Origin of the sequence: Thalassoroseus pseudoceratinae, from assembly GCF_011634775.1 — a bacterium.
In the GTDB taxonomy this organism is placed as follows: Bacteria; Planctomycetota; Planctomycetia; order Planctomycetales; family Planctomycetaceae; genus Thalassoroseus; species Thalassoroseus pseudoceratinae.
Map to the genome: position 1 here is coordinate 236136 of NZ_JAALXT010000003.1, position 19236 is coordinate 255371.

The following is a 19236-nucleotide window of genomic DNA, read 5'->3' on the forward strand; positions in this document are numbered from 1 at the left end:
CCTACTGCGGAAGCATGTGGGAGTGATCAATCAAGCTGACCATCTGGCGAACACGTTCGATCCGAATCTCAAAATCCTTGCCTGTGTAGCGTGCGGGGTCGGCGAGGAATTTTGTTTGGTTCTCTTCGGAAGACAACATATAGAAGCGGTCTTGGTAGAACGCACCGAATTGAATATCCCCTTGAACGGCTTCACGGTTTTCGTGCAACTCAATGGGATCGCAACCGAAGTAACCCGGTACGAAGTCCATTGGCGATTTGCGAAATTTCCGTAATGCGGCTTGGGTCTGGAACTGGTAGGTCAAGCCGGCATGTTCGGCAACGAATTTCTCGCTTCCTTCGACCCAATCTTGCGTTTCGGCCAACGTAACCGGACAGTAACCAGCCAAACCGAGACTGTCATCGACGGTGAGAATCAGCGGTTTGTTTTTGCTTTTCTTCGTGCTGGACTTGCTCTCCGCCAAGACCTTGGGAGCAAACTGTTTCGCAACGGAGTCGATTCGCTGCACGTAAGTTGATTCGCTAGACATCCCTTCGTGCAACGAAAGTTTGTCGCCACCGGGAGTGAGGAACAAATCACTGGGCAGACGCTCCACACCAAGGGCTTTCGCGAATGCTCGATGGTGATCGACGTCAATTTTGACACCAATGACAGCATTTTGCAGTCGTGAGCGGACCTCTTCCGTGTTCAGAACCGTCCGTTCCATCGATTGGCAGGGTTGGCACCATTCCGCATGAAAGTGCAGCAACATGGGTTTGCCGGAAGACTTCGCTTCCGCCAACGCTTTCTCGAAATCATGCTGCCAATATTCTGCCGCGTCGCTACGATCAATTTGCCAAGTCGCGTGAAAACAACCAAGAAGGACTGCAACCAGTCCGATACGCTCCATCCGCGTCATTCGTAAATTCCTTTTGAGGGAGTCAGGCAGGTGGCGCTTCTGTGCCTTTTGGAGGGATTTAGAGGTAGGTCAGTCAATCCACCCCGCTGAGTGAGCGAGATTCTGGGGCAGTTGTATCGGTTTTTCAAGCCTGGATTCAAAATGTCTTCATGGAAAATACAGAATCGCCTACGTGCAATTGCCTAAATCACGTGATTGAGATGACTTGCGAAGGCTCCGTAAACACGAGCCGATTGGCAATTGCAGATGGATTTAAGTGGTACATTTTCGAAATCGCATCGCGATAAGCGAGCTGCTGTGGTTCGTAGTGTTTTACTAGATTGTCTATGTTCTCCACACTTCCTTTCGCGAGGCGGTCCGTTTTGAAGTCGATGATGTCGGCGGCCACGACTTCCGTTCCATTGCGGAAAAGCACGAGACGGTCGATCTGACCGCTCACCAGTCGATCTTCCAAACGGACCGCGAGTGGGAATTCCGTTCGGACGATTGCAGCGTTCGGTGTGATTCGCGTGGCGATTTCGGCTGGCCAGATGTCTTCGGCGTTCGTGTACTCCTCACGAGAAAGAAGACGGGCAATTCGCGGAACCGCGATAGCCGTTTGAAATGCTGCCAACTCGGTTTCCCAATCCATGTCTTCCCGCGAAACCCGCATTGCAATGCGACGCAATCGTGCAAGGTCCGGCATTCCGGTGAGCCAATGGATCTGCTCAAACCACAAATGCCAAAGCCGCCCGCGTGTGGCTCCCGAACTTTGGGGGGAGTTGAAGTCCACATCGAACAATTGATCGGAATGGTCATCGAGTTGCGATGGACGCTCACGCGGAAGATGACGCTGACGAGACGTGGACGATTGCAACCGAATCGAAAAGTCCTCGGGTTGGGGTGATGAGGAAGACGGCGAATCCTCGATCGAATCATCGGCCCACTCGGGATCGCCGTGCTCCCAGAGAACCGTTTCAGTCGGGCACGTTGGAGAACCGTCCGTCAACGCGGACCGAAGCAAACCGGCGAAGGTCGCATGCAAGCTGCGGGCTTTCTCGTCGGGTCGCACGATCATGTGCAACGCATGCACCGCACGAGTCATCGCCACGTACAACAGACACAGCGATTCATTGACCGCAGCGGTTTCCCAATCCTGCACCATCGTTTCGAAACGCGGTGGCAAGATCGCTTGCACCTCCGTCGCGGGATACGGGCTCACGATGTCAATCGGCGCAATGGCCGACTCGCGACCGACCATGATTGCCGGTCGCTGTGGAATAATCTTCGAATCCAACTCCGGCAAAACCACGATGTCGAACTGCAAGCCCTTGGATTGATGCACGTTCATCACCCGCACTTTCGCAGCTGTCGGGTCTTCGACTTTCGTGGCATCCACTGTTCGCAAGAAGTCTTCCGTTTGCTCTGTCGCTTGCGATTCGTAACCGTAGGCCAACTCGACGAGTTGCATCAGGCGGCGAAGATCCCGTTCATCGCAAAATGGTGCGAGTTGCTGGGCGAAACCGTAGATCGTGGGTCCGTAGCCGCGTTCCAACAGCGACGTTCGGACTTCCAATGACAGAGTTTTGGCGGTCTCGTCGTTTGTCCAATCCGTGAATGAAAGCAGTTTTCCCCAAGGAGATTCGGCAACGTGGAACCTTGCGATCGTATCTCCCGGGTGATCGGCAATCGTCAGCAGTGAAAGCACTAAAGTGACCGCAGGGGAATCGACCAGGGGATTCCCACCTTCTTCACTGGCAACAATTTCATGATGCTGACGGAGTTCGTAGATCAATCGCCCGACGGCCGCGTTCGTGCGAGCCAAGACCCCGATCGTGTGTTGCGGGTGAGCTCGATGAAGTTCCGCGACTTGAGCCGCTGCGTACCGCAACGTCTCCTGGGATTGATCACCCCCCTCCTCGACTGCCGATGCGGTTTGCAAGGTGACATAACCGGGGAAATCGCGTGCGGTGCTATGCGATTGGAATCGCTCCGACCACACGTGGGCCACATCGGGGTATTTCCCGCCGATGATCTCGTTTTTCGCCAGCGTCTCAAACGTTGCGTTGACGGCGTCGATGACAACTTGACTCGAACGGAAGCTGCGGTCGAGTGGAATCGTCTCAATTCCTTCGATGTCGCTGCCTACGTGATCCAGCAATTCCGAGACCCCGCCCCGCCAACCGTAAATTGCTTGCTTCACGTCGCCGACGCAGAACAGGGAACGTTGTGGATCACTCGAAGCATTCTCGGCGAACGGGCGAACCACCGCCCATTGAGCCAGCGATGTATCCTGAAATTCGTCCAACAGCATCTGACAGACCGGCATGTCCATCCGGTACGCCATTTCGGTTTCGTCGAGCCGAGTCGCGGTGTCGGCTAGTAGTCTGGTGACATCTTCAAATCGCAATCCGCGCCGGTCGAACTTGAGCCGGGAGTATGCCGTGTGGAAACGGTCCAGTAGTTTCCAAGTTGCCTCCGCCTGATTGGCGAGTCTCGACAAAATAACGGCTTGGGCGTGTTCGATCAGTGGCCTGTAGATTTCGACGAGATTCTCGGGGATATCCTTTCGATAAAACTGCGACTCCCCGGCAGCTAACTTACTTGCTAATCCCTTGCTGAGAAACGAAGGCCAATCCTCTTCGCGAGCAGAATCCAAATTGCTGCCACCGGCTTTGCGAAAACGCTTGTCGTCTGGCCAAGCAGCATCTTCCAACGCTTCTATTGCCGATTGCAGTTCCGCTTCCGACAGCGGTTTCCGACGCGGAATTTGGTTCCATGTCGCCGGTATGTCGGCCGATGACGGATCGCTCCCGCGAGTTTCTCGATAGATTTCGTAGGCGTCCGAGATCGCTCGCAACAACTGATTATTGACGGAACTCGCGACATTCCCCTTGCCCAACAGACGCAACAACGCCACGGATTCGGCCACGGTTCCTTCAGTCAACACCTCTTGCACGGCAAGATCGCGGAGGATTTGATCCTGAACTTCTTCAAGAATTGACCAACCCGGTTGCAGCCCCAAATCCAAGCCGAAACTTCCGGCGATTTGGATGAAGAAACTATCGAGCGTGCCGATTCGCAATCGGTGGAGTTGGTCGATTACACGTCGCAACATCCCGACGCAATTGTGGAGTTCGTATTCCTCCTCGTCGAGTTGGAGTCGAAGCTGCGTCTCGAGATCGGCCCAAGCATCTGAGTCGAGCGAGGCGTCCGCGAGTCGCAACAGCACACGGTCAAGGATTTCTCCGGCGGCTTTGCGGGCGAAAGTGGCGGCCAGCACGTGATCCGGTCGCTCGCCTGCAACAAGCAGGGCCAAAAACCGGTGAGCCAGTTGGTATGTCTTCCCCGTGCCGGCAGACGCGCGGATCAACGTATTCGGGAATGACCGAGAAATTTCACACGAGACCATAACGTAACATACCGCTATTGTTGCAGGGGAAAACTTCAAAGGATGGCGTCTTGCGATCCATGCTGTCAGAACGCAAATGAATTCAATTGCAGCCTATACGGCATGAGTATCGTGCTTGTGACACCTCCTGTAAACCATCACACTGGATGAGGGAACAGGTGTTTTGTGATTTTACAAATTTGAATGTCGGTTTTGGCACGTGGTTTGCACATTCAGTTGGGTGCAGCCAAGTTGGTCCGAATTGACACACTTTTTCGGAATTTCGACTGAAACGATTGGAATTTTCGTCCAACAGACTCCTGCAAAATGGCGTAGGTGAGAGTGAGGCTGATTTCACCAGCCCGGAGTCAAAACCGCCAAGGTTCCTCATGTCCAGGCAACAAACGCTCAATCAACTGGATCTTTCGACACCTCCTTCACAAGACGGTGACCGCCGACGTTCCGTCGTGGATGCTCGTCTTGTTGACGATGCTCGTCGCGGAGATGCCGAGGCGTTCGGAGAATTGGTTCAACGGTACGAACGGCGGCTCATTCGTGTGATTCGTCGGTTCGTGTCCGACTGGGAAACCGCCCGCGATTTGGCTCAGGAGACATTCCTGAAGACATACACGAAGTTGGATCAATTCGATCCATCACGGAGATTCGGTCCTTGGCTTTTTCGAGCCGGCGTCAATTTGGCGTTGGACCATCTCCGCAAGAAAAAACGCCGAATCCGATGGTCGTTGTTTAGCGAGGCGAATACGGAGCGAACTCCCGATCCGAGTTCCCCCGATCCTCGGCACGCCATGGAACTGAGCCAGGAAGTCCGTCAAGTCATTGACGAACTCCCGGAAAAGTACCGAGCCGTCTTGGTTTTGCGGGATTTGGAGAATTTTTCGACTTCGGACATCGCCGCGATATTGAATCGTAAAGAAGCCACGATACGCTGGCGGTTGTCGGAGGCACGGAGCCGATTTAAAGACCTGTGGGAGCAGCGAGTCGGCACGGATTTTCCGGACGGATCATTTTCCGACCACGATGAAGAAGACGCCGACGACGAATCCTTTTAACGAATAAGATCATCTCGACGGGCACGAGGGCACTCTGGCCATTTGGCACCCCTTGTCCGTAGAGGAGTGAATTTAGCATGAACTGTCAACAAGCACGGTCGCAGATTGCTCTGTGGGTTGGCGACGACTTGGACGCATCCGCCTGGGAAAGTGTGCAAGAGCATGTCCGCCGTTGTCCCAGTTGTCAGTCTTACCAAACGCGAATGCAGAGAATGCTCGAATTGTTGGGCGCGAGCGACGACAGCCAAGATCCATCGGCGGAGAGTGAGTTGTCTCACGATAGTCTTTGGCCGGCGTTGGCTGCTCAGCTTCCCAAACCGCAACGCAAACCCCGCAGCGATGAATTTAACGGGTGGATTCCGGCATTCGCGATGGCGGCTGTTTGTATGGTGATGGTGTTCGCGGTAAGTCGGGTTCCGCAGCGAACTGATGATGCCGGTTGGACTTGGGGAAATCGGAAAGGCGTGAGTTCCGAGTTGAACGTGGCACCAGTCTGGTTCCGGTCGGAATCAAACGGTGCGAACACCGAGGGTGGGATGTCGGCGAGGGATTCGCTGATGGATTTGGACGTAGGGCCGGATTCCTTCTCCAATACACTCCCCCGACCGCAAATGATCTACGTCACTGAGTAAGCAGGCGTGAGATTGGGAGTCGTGACATTCTTGACGACTCCTGTCATAATGGTCGTTCGGACGGGTCCGAGGCCGTCATTTTGACACCGCTCGATGACGTCGCTGACTCCGATCATGTTGAGGCCAGCGTGCTCATCTGAGAAACCGGCCCCGAAACCCGTGACACAATCTGCACTCACTCTAGCCGAGTTGGTTCGAGAAACATCATGCCGCTTTTTGAGTTCCGCTGCCCCGCTTGTGACAATCAGTTTGAGTACCTGGTCCGCGGGCAAGAGTCCGTACAATGCCCGAAATGTCAGAATGCGAAGCCGGAAAAGCTGATGAGTGCCGCCGCCGCACATGGGTTCAAGAGTGCGTCGCTGCCGGTTTCTTCCGCGTGTCCCCCCAGCGACGCACCGCCCTGTCGGCCGAACTGCTGCCGAATTCCGCAGTAGTTGGCGTCGTTTATTTCTTTGGCTTGGGCCACTGAAGATGACGGTGTAGAAAGTCGAATGTGCCCTTTGCGTTGATCGTATGTGGGCCGACGAACCATTCAATTTCGCATCGGTCACCAATCCCAAGTTTCGCGTTATACAGTCGACGGACCTTGGCGAATTCCGCGCCCACGGTTTTATCGGGAGCGACACCATCGAAGTGCCCGCGTTCCACCATGAATGGCCGGGGAGCAATCAACGCGGCCATCTCAGAATAGTTGAATGTTCCACCGAGATTGAATTCATAGATCTCGTATTCTCCGGTCCACACGTAGCTGTGCTTGGCTCTTGTTGAGGCGTTCTTCCAAACCCATTCGTTGAAGTCCGCCGAGCAGATCGACAACGCATAGTCGGTCACGAGCGCGGGAATTCGCATCGCACTTTTTCCGCCGTACGAAAGTCCGTAAAACCCGATGCGGTCAGGATCGACTTGCGGTAACGTCTGCAACCAATCGACGATTTGTTGATGTTGCGGCACGATGATGGAGAACAGCGATCGACCCAGTGGATTGGCCTTCCGCTGAAGTGTGCGAAAACGGTCTTTGAATAAGTACGGATTCTGCGGTGCGAACACGATAAACCCACGTTCGGCCAACTTCGCTGCATAGTCGTGGTAGGCTCGATGGTCGTCGAGAAAGGTATCCGTCGGCCGGCCTTCCAACCCATGTTGGCAGACCACCACCGGGCGTTTTTCGCCGTCTTCAATACCTTTGGGCATCAACAGCACGCCATAGGCGAAGACATCTGGAAAGACATCCAGCACAACTTCGTATCCCGTCCAATGTTCGTTGTTCCAGGTTGTCCGAGATCGCGGATTGAACGGCAGCGGTTCGATATCGAATTCCCCAATGACATCCTCACGGAAGGCCGTGCGGTAGTCTTCAATACTTTCAGCGTAGTCTTCCAGTGAATCGGTCTTGAGGCCCTTGAAGAACTCTTCACGAACATAGGGACTCTCCCGCAACACCCACTGATTATGCCGATCCGCGTTCGCGAGCAATCGTCGTTGCCGAGAAGGACTATCGACAATTGATCGGGGGGCTGCTTCGTTCTCGTTTGATTCTTCGGTCGGCAACTTTAATGCTTCCAACAACGCATGGACGGGAGCTTTCTTCACGATGCTGATCGCTAACCCGTCGTTCTTCGGAAGGATTTGCCGAGCACGATTCACTTCGGCTTGCACATCGTTCGAGGGGACGCGGGCAAGTTTCGCCGGGGCACCGCCCTCCCCGGGAATTTCCACCTCCGGATACTCCGCATCCAGGACGATTAGCGTTCGTGGAGCGATCATCGTCGCGATTTCGGCATCCCCGAAATGATTGAGCCGTCCGAAGACGTTGCGACTAATCGGTTCCTCCCAAGATCGTTCGCGTGGCCCGAAATACCCTCCGACACAAACGGCGTCGATTCGCCCATCCAATGCAGCGGTATACAGGGCAATCATTCCGCCTTCGCCCGTGCCGAGAACTCCGATGGGCACCGCCTCCGAATTTGGAGCGGTCCGATTCAGGAAATCGACACCGGCAATCACAGTCTGGACTTCATAGCCAACAAGATGCCGTCCCAGCACAAATGCCGACCGATACAGAAACTCACGGTTGGTCAAATTCGCTCGCCCGTTGCGTTTGGCCCGCTCACGACTGATGAGCGTGGGCACCAGAACCGAATAGCCCTGCTCGACCAATTGTCGAGCGTATTGCCGATCCACCGGCAGCTCACCCGCGATGCCCGCCAATTCTTCAGGAGATTGGTCAGCGTCCGGGATGACGATGAATGCTCCGTGCGGTTTGCGATCTATCGGGGACAGCAACAGTCCCTCACCTTCAATCGACGGCTGATCTGGCCAACTCGGCCCCGGATACCCCAATACTGGCCAACGAACAGGCGTGGCAGTCCACGATTTCTGATGGCTCGGTCGCGGGTTCCCAAGACGCTCGAATTCATCGAACGGCAATCGCGAATCGACGACGCCGAGCATTTTCGCCAATGCGGTACGTTTCTGCTCGATAAACTTTTCGCGTGATTTGGACTGCGTGAAAGCCGATTTCCATTCGTTGAACCGTTCAGCGCGTGTCTGGTCGATCTGCCGAAGCAAGAACCGATCAATCCCCGCGACCATTTCCGAGGCCAAATCGCCTTCCATCGTGAGTGGTTGCGTCTCCGGCAACGGATCGGCTTGCCCAATTGCCGCCAGCAAGTTCACACATAACGCAGCCAACAAAATCCGATGCATCGACCGTCCGCCTTTCCAAACCAATTTCCGGGAATCTTCCACATCATATGAGAGAGTTTTGATGATTAGGCTCTGCCTGGCTTGGGAAGTCAAGTGTTGGTCGGAGAAAGGTCTTGATCCGTTTCGGGGGATGGACTACGTTCCCCCCTCTCTCTTCTCTGAACTCAATTCGAATTTCTTAACCGGGAGTTTCCCATGTTGAAGCTCTTGTGCGGTGCGTGCTTACTGTGCGCCTCGACATTCGCCGTCGGATGCCACGACTTGATGCCCCATCGTCTCCAACGCATGAATCGCGGCCCGGATATGACCGGTGCTGACGGCTACAATTTCTCCGTGCCCGATCCGATTCCGCCACTGCAACGCGACTCGGAAGACGATTCGACACCGCCGACCGAATAGCTTGACAACCAACGATTTGACTTCCCAGTAGCCATTGGTCATCGTGAACGCAAAACTCATGCGCACGAGGATCATCGAAAATGCTACCGGGAATCAAGTTGTTCGACCTGCACGGCAAATCCGCAATCATTACCGGCGGGTCCAAGGGACTCGGCCAGGCGATGGCGGCGGGTTTGGCGTCGGCGGGGGCGAACGTACTGCTCACCAGCCGACACGAGGACGAAGCCAAAGCGGCAGCTGAAGAAATCGCGAAAGATTTCGGTCAGGAAGCCGTCGGCATGGTCGCGGACGTGACTGATCCCGAGGACGTCCAAGAAATGACCGAGCGTGCGCTCGATGAATTTGGTCGGATCGACATTCTGATCAACAACGCCGGCATCAACATTCGAGGTGCGATTGACGAACTCAGCTTCGAGCAATTCCAGCAGGTTCAAGACACGAACGTCAACGGACCGTGGCTGTGTGCTCGAGCGGTTGTGCCACATATGAAGTCGCGGAAGTACGGTCGCATCATCAATCTGGCGAGCACGCTCGGTGTGGTCGGGCTGGCGAATCGCACGCCGTACACGTCCAGCAAGGGAGCCGTCGTGCAGATGACGCGGGCCCTCGGTTTGGAACTCGCCGAGTTCGGCATCACCGTCAACGCGATCTGCCCCGGTCCGTTTCTGACGCCGATGAACGAACCGATCGCCGACTCCGAAGAAGCGAAAAAGTTCATCGTGGGAGCGGTCGCCCTGAACCGTTGGGGCCAGATGGAAGAAATCCAAGGAGCCGCCATCTTCCTGGCCTCCGACGCCGCCAGCTACATGACCGGCAGCCTCATCACCGTCGACGGAGGCTGGACCGCGAGATGAATGAAACGCCTGTCGATCCCACAACCAAACCGACCAACCGCCGGCTCTTCCGTTGGCTACTCGCTGCGATGGTGTTAGCAGTCATGATTACCGCAATCGCCATCGCGTTGCCGGTCTATCGTGATCACCAAGCCGCCGTAGCGTGGTCCGAAATTGACGGTAGCATTTGGTGGAGTGACGACGACAGCCTAGCACGTATCCCCGAAAGCAATCGACTCGCAGAGAGGTTTAATCAGCTCGTTCCCCACGTCGCAGTCGCCTACTATGTCAAAGGCGAGCACGAGATGCGCGAACTACTTCCCATCATATCCGATTTCCGAAGACTCGATGTTTTGATGATCAACAATACGGCTATGACGTCATCGAACCTACGCCAGATCGCCGTCTATCAACCGGAATTGCGAACCCTCGGATTGTCGCTTTGCTGGGTTTCGGACAACACACTTTCCGAGATCGGTCGACTTCAACGACTGACTCAACTCAACCTTTCCCGCGACCACATAACGGATACAGGTCTATCCCATATATCGAAACTCGAAAACTTAGAGATTCTCGGTCTATCCAGCACCGAGATCACCGACGAAGGCCTATGGCATCTTCGCACCCTCAAGAACCTGCGGGAACTCGACGTGTCCAACACTCTCGTCACCGACGAAGGCGTCGAACGATTGCGGGCGGAAATCCCAGGCCTCGAAGTTTGGGATGACTGATGAGCGAATTGATGCCCAAGAAATCCGATCGGATGAGTGTGGAAGAGAAGCAGTCTCCTAGCCGCCGACTTCGCTGGAGCCTAATTGTCGTCGAGTTGCTTGGCGTATTTCTGGCCTTGAGCATTTGGCCAATGCTCCGGTATCCGGAACATCAAGCCGCTAGGGAAGCAGAGAGTCTGGGTGGTCGTATCCCCGTTTCCTGGAATCTACCGGAACAACCTCAGTGGCTTTGGGAATTCTGCAGAAGCCGCCCGATCCGACCGTTGTACAAGTTCTGCTTTTCGACTTATCGAGACGCTTACTTTGTCGGTTGCCATACATCTGCGACGGAATCATTGGAATCAATTGAAGCTCTTCAGAACCTGGAAAAACTGTGCCTTGAAGAATTCCAAGTCTCGAGTTCCGACGTGGAGCGACTCAAAGAATTCCCGGATCTGAACCAGTTAATTCTCGTTGACTGCCAGCTCTCGTCCGCCGCGATCGAGAAAATTGGTGAGCTGTCCCAATTGGATTGGCTGAGTTTGCCCCGAAGTTCCATCGAAGATGTAGACATCCAGCATTTGGCGAAATTGAACAAACTCAGGCTATTATATGTCAACAGCACGGGGATAACAGACATTGGTCTTCTGAAACTCCATTCGCTCAAAAATCTTCGTTGGTTAAATGTGGCCGGAACTGATGTCACCGAGGACGGCATTCAGCGGTTGAAAACGGCACTTCCGGATCTCGATATACGGAACGAATGATGCGAACAATTGCGGTCGGCGGTGCGTCTCCTATAATGGGCGTCGCTTTGGCTGATTTTAATTGGTTTGAGATACCCTTCGGAAAGTAATTTCGTGCACCGCACCAAGACTTGTGGCGAACTTCGGGCCGGCGATGTCGGCGAAACAGTGAGATTGTGTGGCTGGGTGGAAAGCTACCGCGATCACGGTAAAGGCTTGCTGTTCGTCGACTTACGCGACCGATACGGCAAGACGCAGATCGTTTTTAAGGTCGACGAGGAATCTTCATATTCTGGAGATGCTCACGATCTGCGGAAGGAAGATGTCATCGGCGTGACCGGCGTCGTGCGGGATCGCGGTGTCGATGGCGAAGGCAAAAGCCTGACGAATCCGAAACTCGCGACGGGGGAAATCGAAGTCGTCGCGCAAGATTTGACCGTCTTCAACAAAAGCCAACCGCCGCCGTTTGAGCCGAACCAGGCGGAACTGCCGAACGAAGAACTCCGGTTGAAGTACCGCTTTCTCGATCTGCGTCGCACGAAACTGCAAGAAAACATGCGGATTCGGCATCAGTTGGCGAAGATCACACGTGATTACTTTAACGACCTCGATTTCTTGGAAATCGAAACGCCAATGCTCGGTCGGAGCACACCGGAAGGAGCGCGAGATTACCTGGTTCCCAGCCGCGTTCACGAAGGTTCGTTCTACGCGTTGCCGCAATCTCCGCAAATTTACAAGCAGATTCTGATGGTCGCCGGTTACGACCGGTATTATCAAATCGCCCGTTGCTTCCGAGATGAAGACTTACGAGCCGATCGGCAACCGGAGTTCACGCAGATCGACTTGGAAATGGCCTTCGTTGAGCGGGACGACATTTTCCGCATCATCGACGGATTGGTCGCAGCGTTCGTGAAGGAGATTCAAGGCAAGGAGATGACCACGCCGCTGCCGCGATTCAGTCATCGCGAAGTCATGGAAGTCTACGGCAGCGACAAACCGGACCTGCGGTATGGAATGAAGCTCGTCGATATCAGTGGTTTGGTCGCCGACAGTGATTTTGGTGTGTTCAAGAACACCATTTCCGGCGGTGGTCGGGTACGGGGGCTGAACGCCAAGGGAGCCGCCGACAAATATAGTCGTAAGAATATCGACGAACTGACGGCGTTCGTTGGCGATTACGGTGCCCGCGGGTTGGCCTTCTTCCGCGTGAAGGAAGGTGCCCTCGATTCGCCAATCGCCAAGTTCCTCTCCGCCGAGAAGCACGCTGCAATCATCGAAGCGATGGGAGCCGAAAACGGCGACTTGCTGTTCTTCGTTGCGGATAAAGACAAAGTCAGTTCGCCCGCGTTGGCAGCGTTGCGAAGCCGTCTCGGCAAAGAGCTTGAACTGTTCGATCCCACCGAGATCAACGCCGCTTGGGTCATCGACTTTCCGCTCGTCATGTGGAACGAAGACGAAAACCGTTGGGATGCAGAACACCATCCGTTCTGCTCGGTGGTCGAGGAAGACATTCCGAAACTCACCGAAGACCCAGCGATGGTGCGGGCTCAGTCTTACGATTTGATCGTGAATGGATACGAAGCGGCTAGCGGGAGTATCCGGATCCATGACCCAGCCGTGCAGCAAACCATCTTCGATCTCTTGAACATCTCACCGGAGCAAGCGGAATCCCGGTTTGGGTTCCTCTTGGAGGCGCTTCGGTACGGTGCCCCACCACACGGTGGGATTGCGTTGGGGCTTGACCGGTGGGTGATGATGTTCACCGGCGACGACAACATCCGCGACGTCATCGCCTTCCCGAAAACGCAGAAAGCGTCGGACTTGCTCAGCGGTGCACCGGCGGAAGTTGATGATCACCAGCTTCGCGACTTGCACATTAAGCTGAATCTGCCACCGGCTCCGCCGAAGTAGGTTTCCGTTTGAGGATGTTCCGAACATTCAGACATGCCCCGGCTTTGAGCACTAAGTTCAATGCCGGGGCTGTTTCATTGTGACCCTATTCTCGTTCCATCAGCAGCCGCGAAATCCATTGTTGGAGTCGAATCTGTTCGCCGAGCGGAGCGGGCAGATTCGCGAGTGCATAGGCCATTGGTTCGAGGTCTTCGTCAGTGTCGACGTCGGAAAGCGTTGGCAGTTCGTGAATGGGACCGAACGATCTAATTGCGGCCAACAATTGGTCTGCGGTCGTCGGTTCGCTGTAGGAAACGGATCGCCAAACGTTCGGAGGAATCGGGGAGTTCCCGCCGAAGAGGTAGAATCCACCGTCGTCGGCCCGGCCGATTACGAACTGTGGGTTCTCTGTTTGGGCGAGAACTCGGTGGGCTTCGGTGAGAATCTCGCTGGTGATTTGCGGAGTGTCGGCACCGATCAAAACCGCTTGCCGATTCTGGTCACGCAACGTCGAATAGATTCGATCCAAGCGGTCGGCTAAGTTTCCATCGCCTTGCCACACCGTCGGCAATCCCGACCACAACACGTTGTCTTGTCCGGCTTGTTCCGCGACGGCCCAACATGGTTGGATTTTGCCATCTTGGCTGACCGTGTCGGCCACGGCTGCCACGGCGGTCGCCGAAAGCACATGGAATTCTTCCGCCAACTCCTCGCCAATTGTGCTGGCTAGACGCGTCTTCAGCGGTGTCATTCCGGGCGTCTTGACGAAAATGGCCACGGCGGTCGGTTCGAGATTCATCAACGGGATCGCTTTCTAATCAATCGCCAGAATTCGGGAATGGCTTGGCGGAATGTCAGGATGACGTGTCGGCTTGTCGTCCGCCACCATCCGTGTTGGCGGTATTTGCGGGCACTGGTTTGGATGGGTTCACGGATGCCGTTCAGGCAGATTCCGTTCTGCCTCGCTTTCCAGACGAACAGATGATCTTCGCCATACGCGGCCGTCTCGTCGTATCCACCTAGCTTCTGAAATGTGGATCGTTCGATGCAGATTCCTTGATCGCCAAACGGCATTCCTAACCAGCGGGATCGGAACCAAACGCCGGCGGCGTTCAAGTTCATTTGTCGTGGTCCGTCATCCTGAAACTTCAATCGGAAATAGTGCAGTGCCGTCGGCTGTCGCTGTAGTTCGTTCTCAAGTGCCGCAACGGCAGCCGTAGAAACGATGGTGTCGGCGTGCAAAAACCAAAGAAAACGTCCGAGTGCAGTGTTGGCTCCCGTATTCAATTGCTTCGCCCGTCCAGGGGAACTTTCCATCCATCGAACACGTCCTGCCAGACCGAGACGACTGACGAAATTTTCGAGTTCATTCGGCGGCGGAGTCGTTCCGACCAAGAGAATTTCACATGGCCACGGGAAATCTTTGAAACAGGCCAACAAATTCCGCCACTGTGTCTCGTTGGACGCGATGGGAATTACGATGGAAACTTGGGGAGCGATACACACTGAGAATTCAGAAAATCAAATGCCGTTTGAGTGTAACCCTTGATACAGAAGTCGATTGGCGGTCACATTATTATTTGAAATCAACTTCACTTGCTGAATCAACTGCCGACTGAGTCTTCGAACACAACCGACCGCTAGTCATACAGGAGTATTTGCGTCGTGACAACCTTGCCCCAGTCGTCGAAACCAAACGAAGAGCAATCCGTTTACACTCGCTATGCGGCGGCCGCTGGGCAACGCGAGGAAGACCTGTGCTGTCCGGTCGATTACAACCCACTATTGCTGGAAGTCATTCCCGAGGAAGTTATCGAACGCGATTACGGCTGTGGTGATCCGTCGGCGTTCGTTCGTTCGGGTGACACGGTTCTCGATCTCGGTGCTGGTGGTGGCAAGATTTGTTTCATGGCGTCGCAGTTGGCTGGTGCGGACGGACGCGTGATTGGTGTCGATCTAAACCCCAAAATGTTGGCGTTGGCCCGAAAACACCAGTCGACCGTTGCGGACCGGATTGGCTATGCCAACGTGGAATTCCGACGGGGAATGATTCAAGACTTGGCACTCGATTTGGATCAATTGGAAGTCGAACTTGCGAAATATCCGGTGAAGGATGCGTCGGCGTGGTTGGAACTGCGGCAGATTGAACAACGTCTGCGGGAAACAAGTCCGATGATCGCCGACGAAAGCGTGGACTGCGTGCTCTCGAATTGCGTGTTGAATCTGGTGCGTCCCCAAGACCGTGTGCAACTGTTTCAAGAAGTCTTTCGAGTCCTGAAACGCGGTGGGCGGGCCGCCATCAGCGATATTGTTTCCGACGAAACCGTTCCCGCTCATCTGCGAGCGAATCCCGAATTATGGTCCGGCTGCATTTCCGGAGCGTTTCGCGAGGATGAATTTCTCAACGCCTTCGAGGACGCCGGATTCCACGGAATGCACATCGCCAAACGACAAAGCGAGCCATGGCGAACGGTGGAGGGCATCGAGTTTCGGTCGATCACCGTCCTGGCATACAAAGGGAAAGATGGTCCATGTTTGGAGCGGAAACAGGCCGCGGTGTATCGCGGTCCGTTTAAAAAAGTCGAGGATGACGACGGTCACGTTTACCGTCGTGGTCAACGAATGGCGGTCTGCGACAAATTGATTCGGTTGCTCCGGCAAGAACCGTACGCGGGATCGTTTGAAATCATTGAACCGCGGATCGAAGTTCCCCTCGAATCGGCGCAACCATTCGACTGTCGACGCGGACAGATTCGCTCCCCCCGTGAAACCAAGGGCGAGAATTTTCAAATCACGACAGACGCTGGCGACTGTTGCGACCCGGGCGGCGACTGCTGCTAAGAGTTATCGCCGAAGCCGCGGCTTCTTGATCGTCCTGTCTTTGACTGAAAACGTAGCAATAGAAAACGAAACGACCATGACGCAACTTTCCCTGCTTCGTCAGGATCATGAATTGGCTTCGACCGACGTGCAACGCGACGTTCTGGAGAATCGGAGTGGACAGCCGATTTTCGCCGAGACTCTCGCCAGCACCGGGCATACGCCATTCCGTGCGACGGGCATCGACGTGATGCAGGTCAACGTTGGGCGGGTGTGTAATCAAACCTGTCGGCATTGTCATGTGGACGCCGGTCCTGATCGACGCGAGGCGATGTCGCGGGAGGTGTTCGAGGAGTGTTTGCGTGTCCTTCGACAGACGGACATCCCCACGGTCGACATTACCGGCGGCGCACCGGAAATGAATCCGCATTTTCGGTGGTTCGTTGCCGAGGTGCGAAATCTCGATCGGCATGTGATCGACCGCTGCAACCTGACAATTCTGCTCGCGAACGGATACACCGATCTTCCAGAGTTCCTGGCCGAACACGAAGTGGAAGTCGTCGCGTCCCTCCCGTGCTACCTGGAAGAAAACACCGATGCTCAACGCGGTTCGGGTGTGTTCCAAAAGTCGATGGCCGCATTGCGGCGATTGAACGAACTCGGCTACGGTTTACCCGACGGCGGACGAACGCTCTCGCTGGTCTACAATCCGGTTGGAGCGTCGCTTCCGCCAGACCAGCACGTGTTGGAAGAGGCATACCGTCGCGAGTTAAAAACGCGTTTCGGAATCACATTCACACGACTGTTTACCATCACGAATTTGCCGATCAGCCGATTCCTGGAGGACTTGCTTCGACGGAATCGTTTTGAATCCTACATGGAGAAACTTGTCGAGGCGTACAATCCGGCGGCGGTCGATGGCGTGATGTGTCGGTCAACGTTGTCTGTTGATTGGGAAGGCCGACTTTATGATTGCGATTTCAATCAGATGCTTGAACTTGGTTTGACCAACGAGCAACCACAGAACATTCGTGACTTCGACCTCAATCGACTCCGAAACCGTGTGATTGCAACCGGACAACATTGCTACGGTTGCACCGCCGGTGCAGGGTCGAGTTGCCAGGGTTCGATTGTGAATTGACCGGAAGCGTGTTTCGAAGCGGTCGCTCGATGGTCATTGGTTAGGACGACCGATGCAACCGAATGTCACGACTGGTCGGAATGTTTTTGATTTGCCAGATGTTTAAGCCGTTTCCGGCAGGAACGCCGGAATATTGACCCCGCGAAACGGTTGGAATTCGCCTAGAACTTGGCAGAAGTGCATCTCGCAGTTCTTTGCACCCCAACCGTACATTTGCCGGACGAGCACCTGCTGGTCCATCGGGATCACGCACACTGGACAACGTCCGGGAAACGCGTTGAAACCCGCGTGAATCAACGCGACCGCCGCAGCTTCATTTCGCGCGACACACGGGCCGAGCATATTGCTGCCAGGGTGATCGCTGGCGATGAGAAAGCCATCGAGTGTACCGTCGTCCGCCTCAATGACAAAGGAGACCCACATTTCACGTTGGTTTTCGATGCAGTACCGGTAATCCATTTCTCGGGAAATCCCGCTGACTGCCATCTCGACAGCAGCCATCTGCGGAACGTCGGTCAGCGTCGCAGGTCGCACACGATCCGCTCCCGGCACGGACGAAGCGAGACCGGTTTCCGGGACGTTCAGGAACATATCCTGATAGCTATACCGGGGTACAAAACCAGCTTTGTTGTAGAGCGAAAAAGAATCGACATTCAATGCCGACTGCGTCAATCGGATCGCGGAGTAGTTGTGTGAGTCGGCATACTCGATGATATGTCGCAACAGTTTCCCACCTACGCCCATCCCAAAGTAGTTGGGGTGAACCGTCATGATGCCGAGGCTGAGGTGATGCTCTCGCGGGTGATAGAAACACGAGCCCATAATCCGCCCGGTATTCGGGTGAACCGCGACCACATTGCAACCTGGCGTCAAATCGTTGTAAACATCGTAGAACACCCGTGCGACATCGGGACCCCCTTGAAAAATTGCCGGGGCTCCGTGTGTTTGATACCAGTGGTTGATCGAAATGTAGATCAGGTCGGCAACTTCCGATTGATCCGCTTCGTTCATCGCTCGCAATATCATCGCGCTCATGATTGTTCGAGTCCCAAGAGTTTTCTCGCCGCGGATTCGACTTCGGAAATGGTCTCCGGTGGCAATTCACTGAGTAGCGGGGTGATCGGGCCAGTCTCAGCAATTCCGGCCAATGACAACGCTCGGTGCAGCACGCGAATCGGATTGATAGAGTTTCGTAGCCCTTCGAGTTCCGCAAACTGTTCGCGAATTTGTTCCGCTTCGGGCAGACGCCCTGCCTTAAGGGCTTCAAGCATGGTCATCGAAAGTCGCGGTGCGACACAAACACATCCGGACGTGAAGCTGCCCAACCCGAATGATTGCAAGTGCGCGATCGCAGGTTGTTCGCCGATTCCACTCACGATTTGAGCCGGCGTAACCTCCTGACACAATTCCTCTAGGAAATCATCGTTGGTCGGGTCGTCGCGGACGATGGCATATTTGATCCACGAAAGACAACCATCGTTCATCAATTTGGCGACCGTTGGCACATCGATCCAGTTGTCGTGTTTGATGTAGAGAACGGCCGGTCGTCCAAAAACGTCGACAAAATTTCGAACGGCAGTTGCTAGTCCGTCGGGAGTGCACAAGTCTCGTTGCGGGAGAATCATGGCTGTCGGGAACGAAAACTCTCGCAAGATGCGGGCCTGATCCATCATCAGACCATATGCGGGCCCGACGGAAGGAATCACCATGGTCGTTTCGCCTGCGTTCTCTTGGAGCATTTCCAAAAGACCCGTGTATTCGCTGAGCGCAACATGGTAGAGAATCGCGTTTCCACCGTAGAGCAATGTGGAGACACCGCCGGACTCCAAATGACGGATAATCTTCTGGTTTTCAGACGAGCAAATCTTGGAATTGGCATCACGAGCCAATGGCGGAACCGCGATGACAGAATTGGCGAGAAATTCGGGAGTTACAGGTGTTTCACGCATGACGAGATTGATTCTTGAGGAAGGCGGTACAATACGCTCGCCGCATCATACCGCCTTATCCATCAAGAATCA

At 54.7% G+C, this 19236-nt stretch carries 17 protein-coding genes; 9 read left to right on the plus strand and 8 right to left on the minus strand.

The features are described from left to right. Position 1: 1 nt before the first annotated feature. Positions 2 to 898 carry a thioredoxin family protein gene (locus G6R38_RS11080; protein WP_166824602.1) on the minus strand — a complete coding sequence of 299 codons (897 nt, stop codon included), beginning with the start codon at positions 896 to 898 and terminating at the stop codon, positions 2 to 4. A gap of 187 nt (positions 899 to 1085) precedes the next feature. Next, a complete protein-coding gene (locus G6R38_RS11085; RefSeq protein ID WP_166824605.1) occupies positions 1086 to 4289 on the minus strand; it encodes a UvrD-helicase domain-containing protein in 3204 nt (1067 codons plus the stop codon). Positions 4290 to 4657: 368 nt separating this feature from the next. Here G6R38_RS11085 and G6R38_RS11090 point away from each other — a divergent pair, with 368 nt between their 5' ends. The 3 genes from G6R38_RS11090 (at position 4658) to G6R38_RS11100 (ending at position 6404) form a co-directional block, all read left to right on the plus strand. Beyond that, entirely contained in the window at positions 4658 to 5338 is a 681-nt protein-coding gene (locus tag G6R38_RS11090; RefSeq protein WP_166824608.1) for an RNA polymerase sigma factor, read from the plus strand. A gap of 77 nt (positions 5339 to 5415) precedes the next feature. After that, positions 5416 to 5970, plus strand: a complete 555-nt coding sequence (locus G6R38_RS11095; RefSeq protein WP_166824610.1) for an anti-sigma factor family protein — start codon at positions 5416 to 5418, stop codon at positions 5968 to 5970. Between the two features lie 206 nt (positions 5971 to 6176). Beyond that, the gene (locus G6R38_RS11100) at positions 6177 to 6404 is read left to right on the plus strand and encodes an FmdB family zinc ribbon protein (RefSeq protein WP_166824612.1); all 228 of its coding nucleotides are present in this window, start codon (positions 6177 to 6179) and stop codon (positions 6402 to 6404) included. Between the two features lie 10 nt (positions 6405 to 6414). On the opposite strand, the gene G6R38_RS11105 is transcribed toward G6R38_RS11100, so the two are convergent. Together G6R38_RS11105 and G6R38_RS11110 are read right to left on the minus strand one after the other, a co-directional pair. Then, the gene (locus tag G6R38_RS11105; RefSeq protein ID WP_166824614.1) at positions 6415 to 8676 is read right to left on the minus strand and encodes an alpha/beta hydrolase family protein; all 2262 of its coding nucleotides are present in this window, start codon (positions 8674 to 8676) and stop codon (positions 6415 to 6417) included. 222 nt (positions 8677 to 8898) lie between these two features. Further along, positions 8899 to 9135, minus strand: coding sequence for a hypothetical protein (locus G6R38_RS11110; RefSeq protein WP_166824616.1), 237 nt, complete (start codon positions 9133 to 9135; stop codon positions 8899 to 8901). Positions 9136 to 9155: 20 nt separating this feature from the next. Here G6R38_RS11110 and G6R38_RS11115 point away from each other — a divergent pair, with 20 nt between their 5' ends. The 4 genes from G6R38_RS11115 (at position 9156) to aspS (ending at position 13275) form a co-directional block, all read left to right on the plus strand. Continuing rightward, positions 9156 to 9929, plus strand: coding sequence for an SDR family NAD(P)-dependent oxidoreductase (locus G6R38_RS11115; protein WP_166824618.1), 774 nt, complete (start codon positions 9156 to 9158; stop codon positions 9927 to 9929). Then, positions 9926 to 10639, plus strand: a complete 714-nt coding sequence (locus tag G6R38_RS11120; protein ID WP_166824620.1) for a leucine-rich repeat domain-containing protein — start codon at positions 9926 to 9928, stop codon at positions 10637 to 10639. Before G6R38_RS11115 ends, G6R38_RS11120 begins: the two co-directional genes overlap by 4 nt. Beyond that, the gene (locus G6R38_RS11125) at positions 10639 to 11385 is read left to right on the plus strand and encodes a leucine-rich repeat domain-containing protein (protein ID WP_166824622.1); all 747 of its coding nucleotides are present in this window, start codon (positions 10639 to 10641) and stop codon (positions 11383 to 11385) included. The genes G6R38_RS11120 and G6R38_RS11125 overlap by 1 nt, the downstream gene beginning before the upstream one ends. A gap of 93 nt (positions 11386 to 11478) precedes the next feature. Beyond that, complete coding sequence (gene aspS / locus G6R38_RS11130) at positions 11479 to 13275, plus strand: aspartate--tRNA ligase (RefSeq protein WP_166824624.1); 1797 nt, start codon at positions 11479 to 11481, stop codon at positions 13273 to 13275. Positions 13276 to 13360: 85 nt separating this feature from the next. Here aspS and G6R38_RS11135 read toward each other — a convergent pair whose 3' ends face one another. Further along, a complete protein-coding gene (locus tag G6R38_RS11135) occupies positions 13361 to 14053 on the minus strand; it encodes a TIGR04282 family arsenosugar biosynthesis glycosyltransferase (protein WP_166824627.1) in 693 nt (230 codons plus the stop codon). Then, positions 14053 to 14760, minus strand: a complete 708-nt coding sequence (locus G6R38_RS11140) for a TIGR04283 family arsenosugar biosynthesis glycosyltransferase (RefSeq protein WP_166824630.1) — start codon at positions 14758 to 14760, stop codon at positions 14053 to 14055. The genes G6R38_RS11135 and G6R38_RS11140 overlap by 1 nt, the downstream gene beginning before the upstream one ends. 159 nt (positions 14761 to 14919) lie before the next feature. Between G6R38_RS11140 and G6R38_RS11145 the strand changes: the two genes are divergently transcribed. Beyond that, positions 14920 to 16095, plus strand: a complete 1176-nt coding sequence (locus G6R38_RS11145) for a methyltransferase domain-containing protein (protein ID WP_240928162.1) — start codon at positions 14920 to 14922, stop codon at positions 16093 to 16095. A gap of 76 nt (positions 16096 to 16171) precedes the next feature. Next, a complete protein-coding gene (arsS, locus tag G6R38_RS11150) occupies positions 16172 to 17215 on the plus strand; it encodes an arsenosugar biosynthesis radical SAM (seleno)protein ArsS (protein ID WP_166824633.1) in 1044 nt (347 codons plus the stop codon). Positions 17216 to 17317: 102 nt separating this feature from the next. Here the strand turns inward: arsS and G6R38_RS11155 are convergent, their stop codons facing one another. Both G6R38_RS11155 and G6R38_RS11160 read right to left on the minus strand, forming a co-directional pair. Continuing rightward, entirely contained in the window at positions 17318 to 18250 is a 933-nt protein-coding gene (locus tag G6R38_RS11155) for a GNAT family N-acetyltransferase (RefSeq protein ID WP_166824636.1), read from the minus strand. After that, positions 18247 to 19164: a dihydrodipicolinate synthase family protein gene (locus G6R38_RS11160; RefSeq protein ID WP_166824639.1), complete on the minus strand. Its 918-nt coding sequence runs from the start codon at positions 19162 to 19164 to the stop codon at positions 18247 to 18249. The genes G6R38_RS11155 and G6R38_RS11160 overlap by 4 nt, the downstream gene beginning before the upstream one ends. Positions 19165 to 19236: the final 72 nt, after the last annotated feature.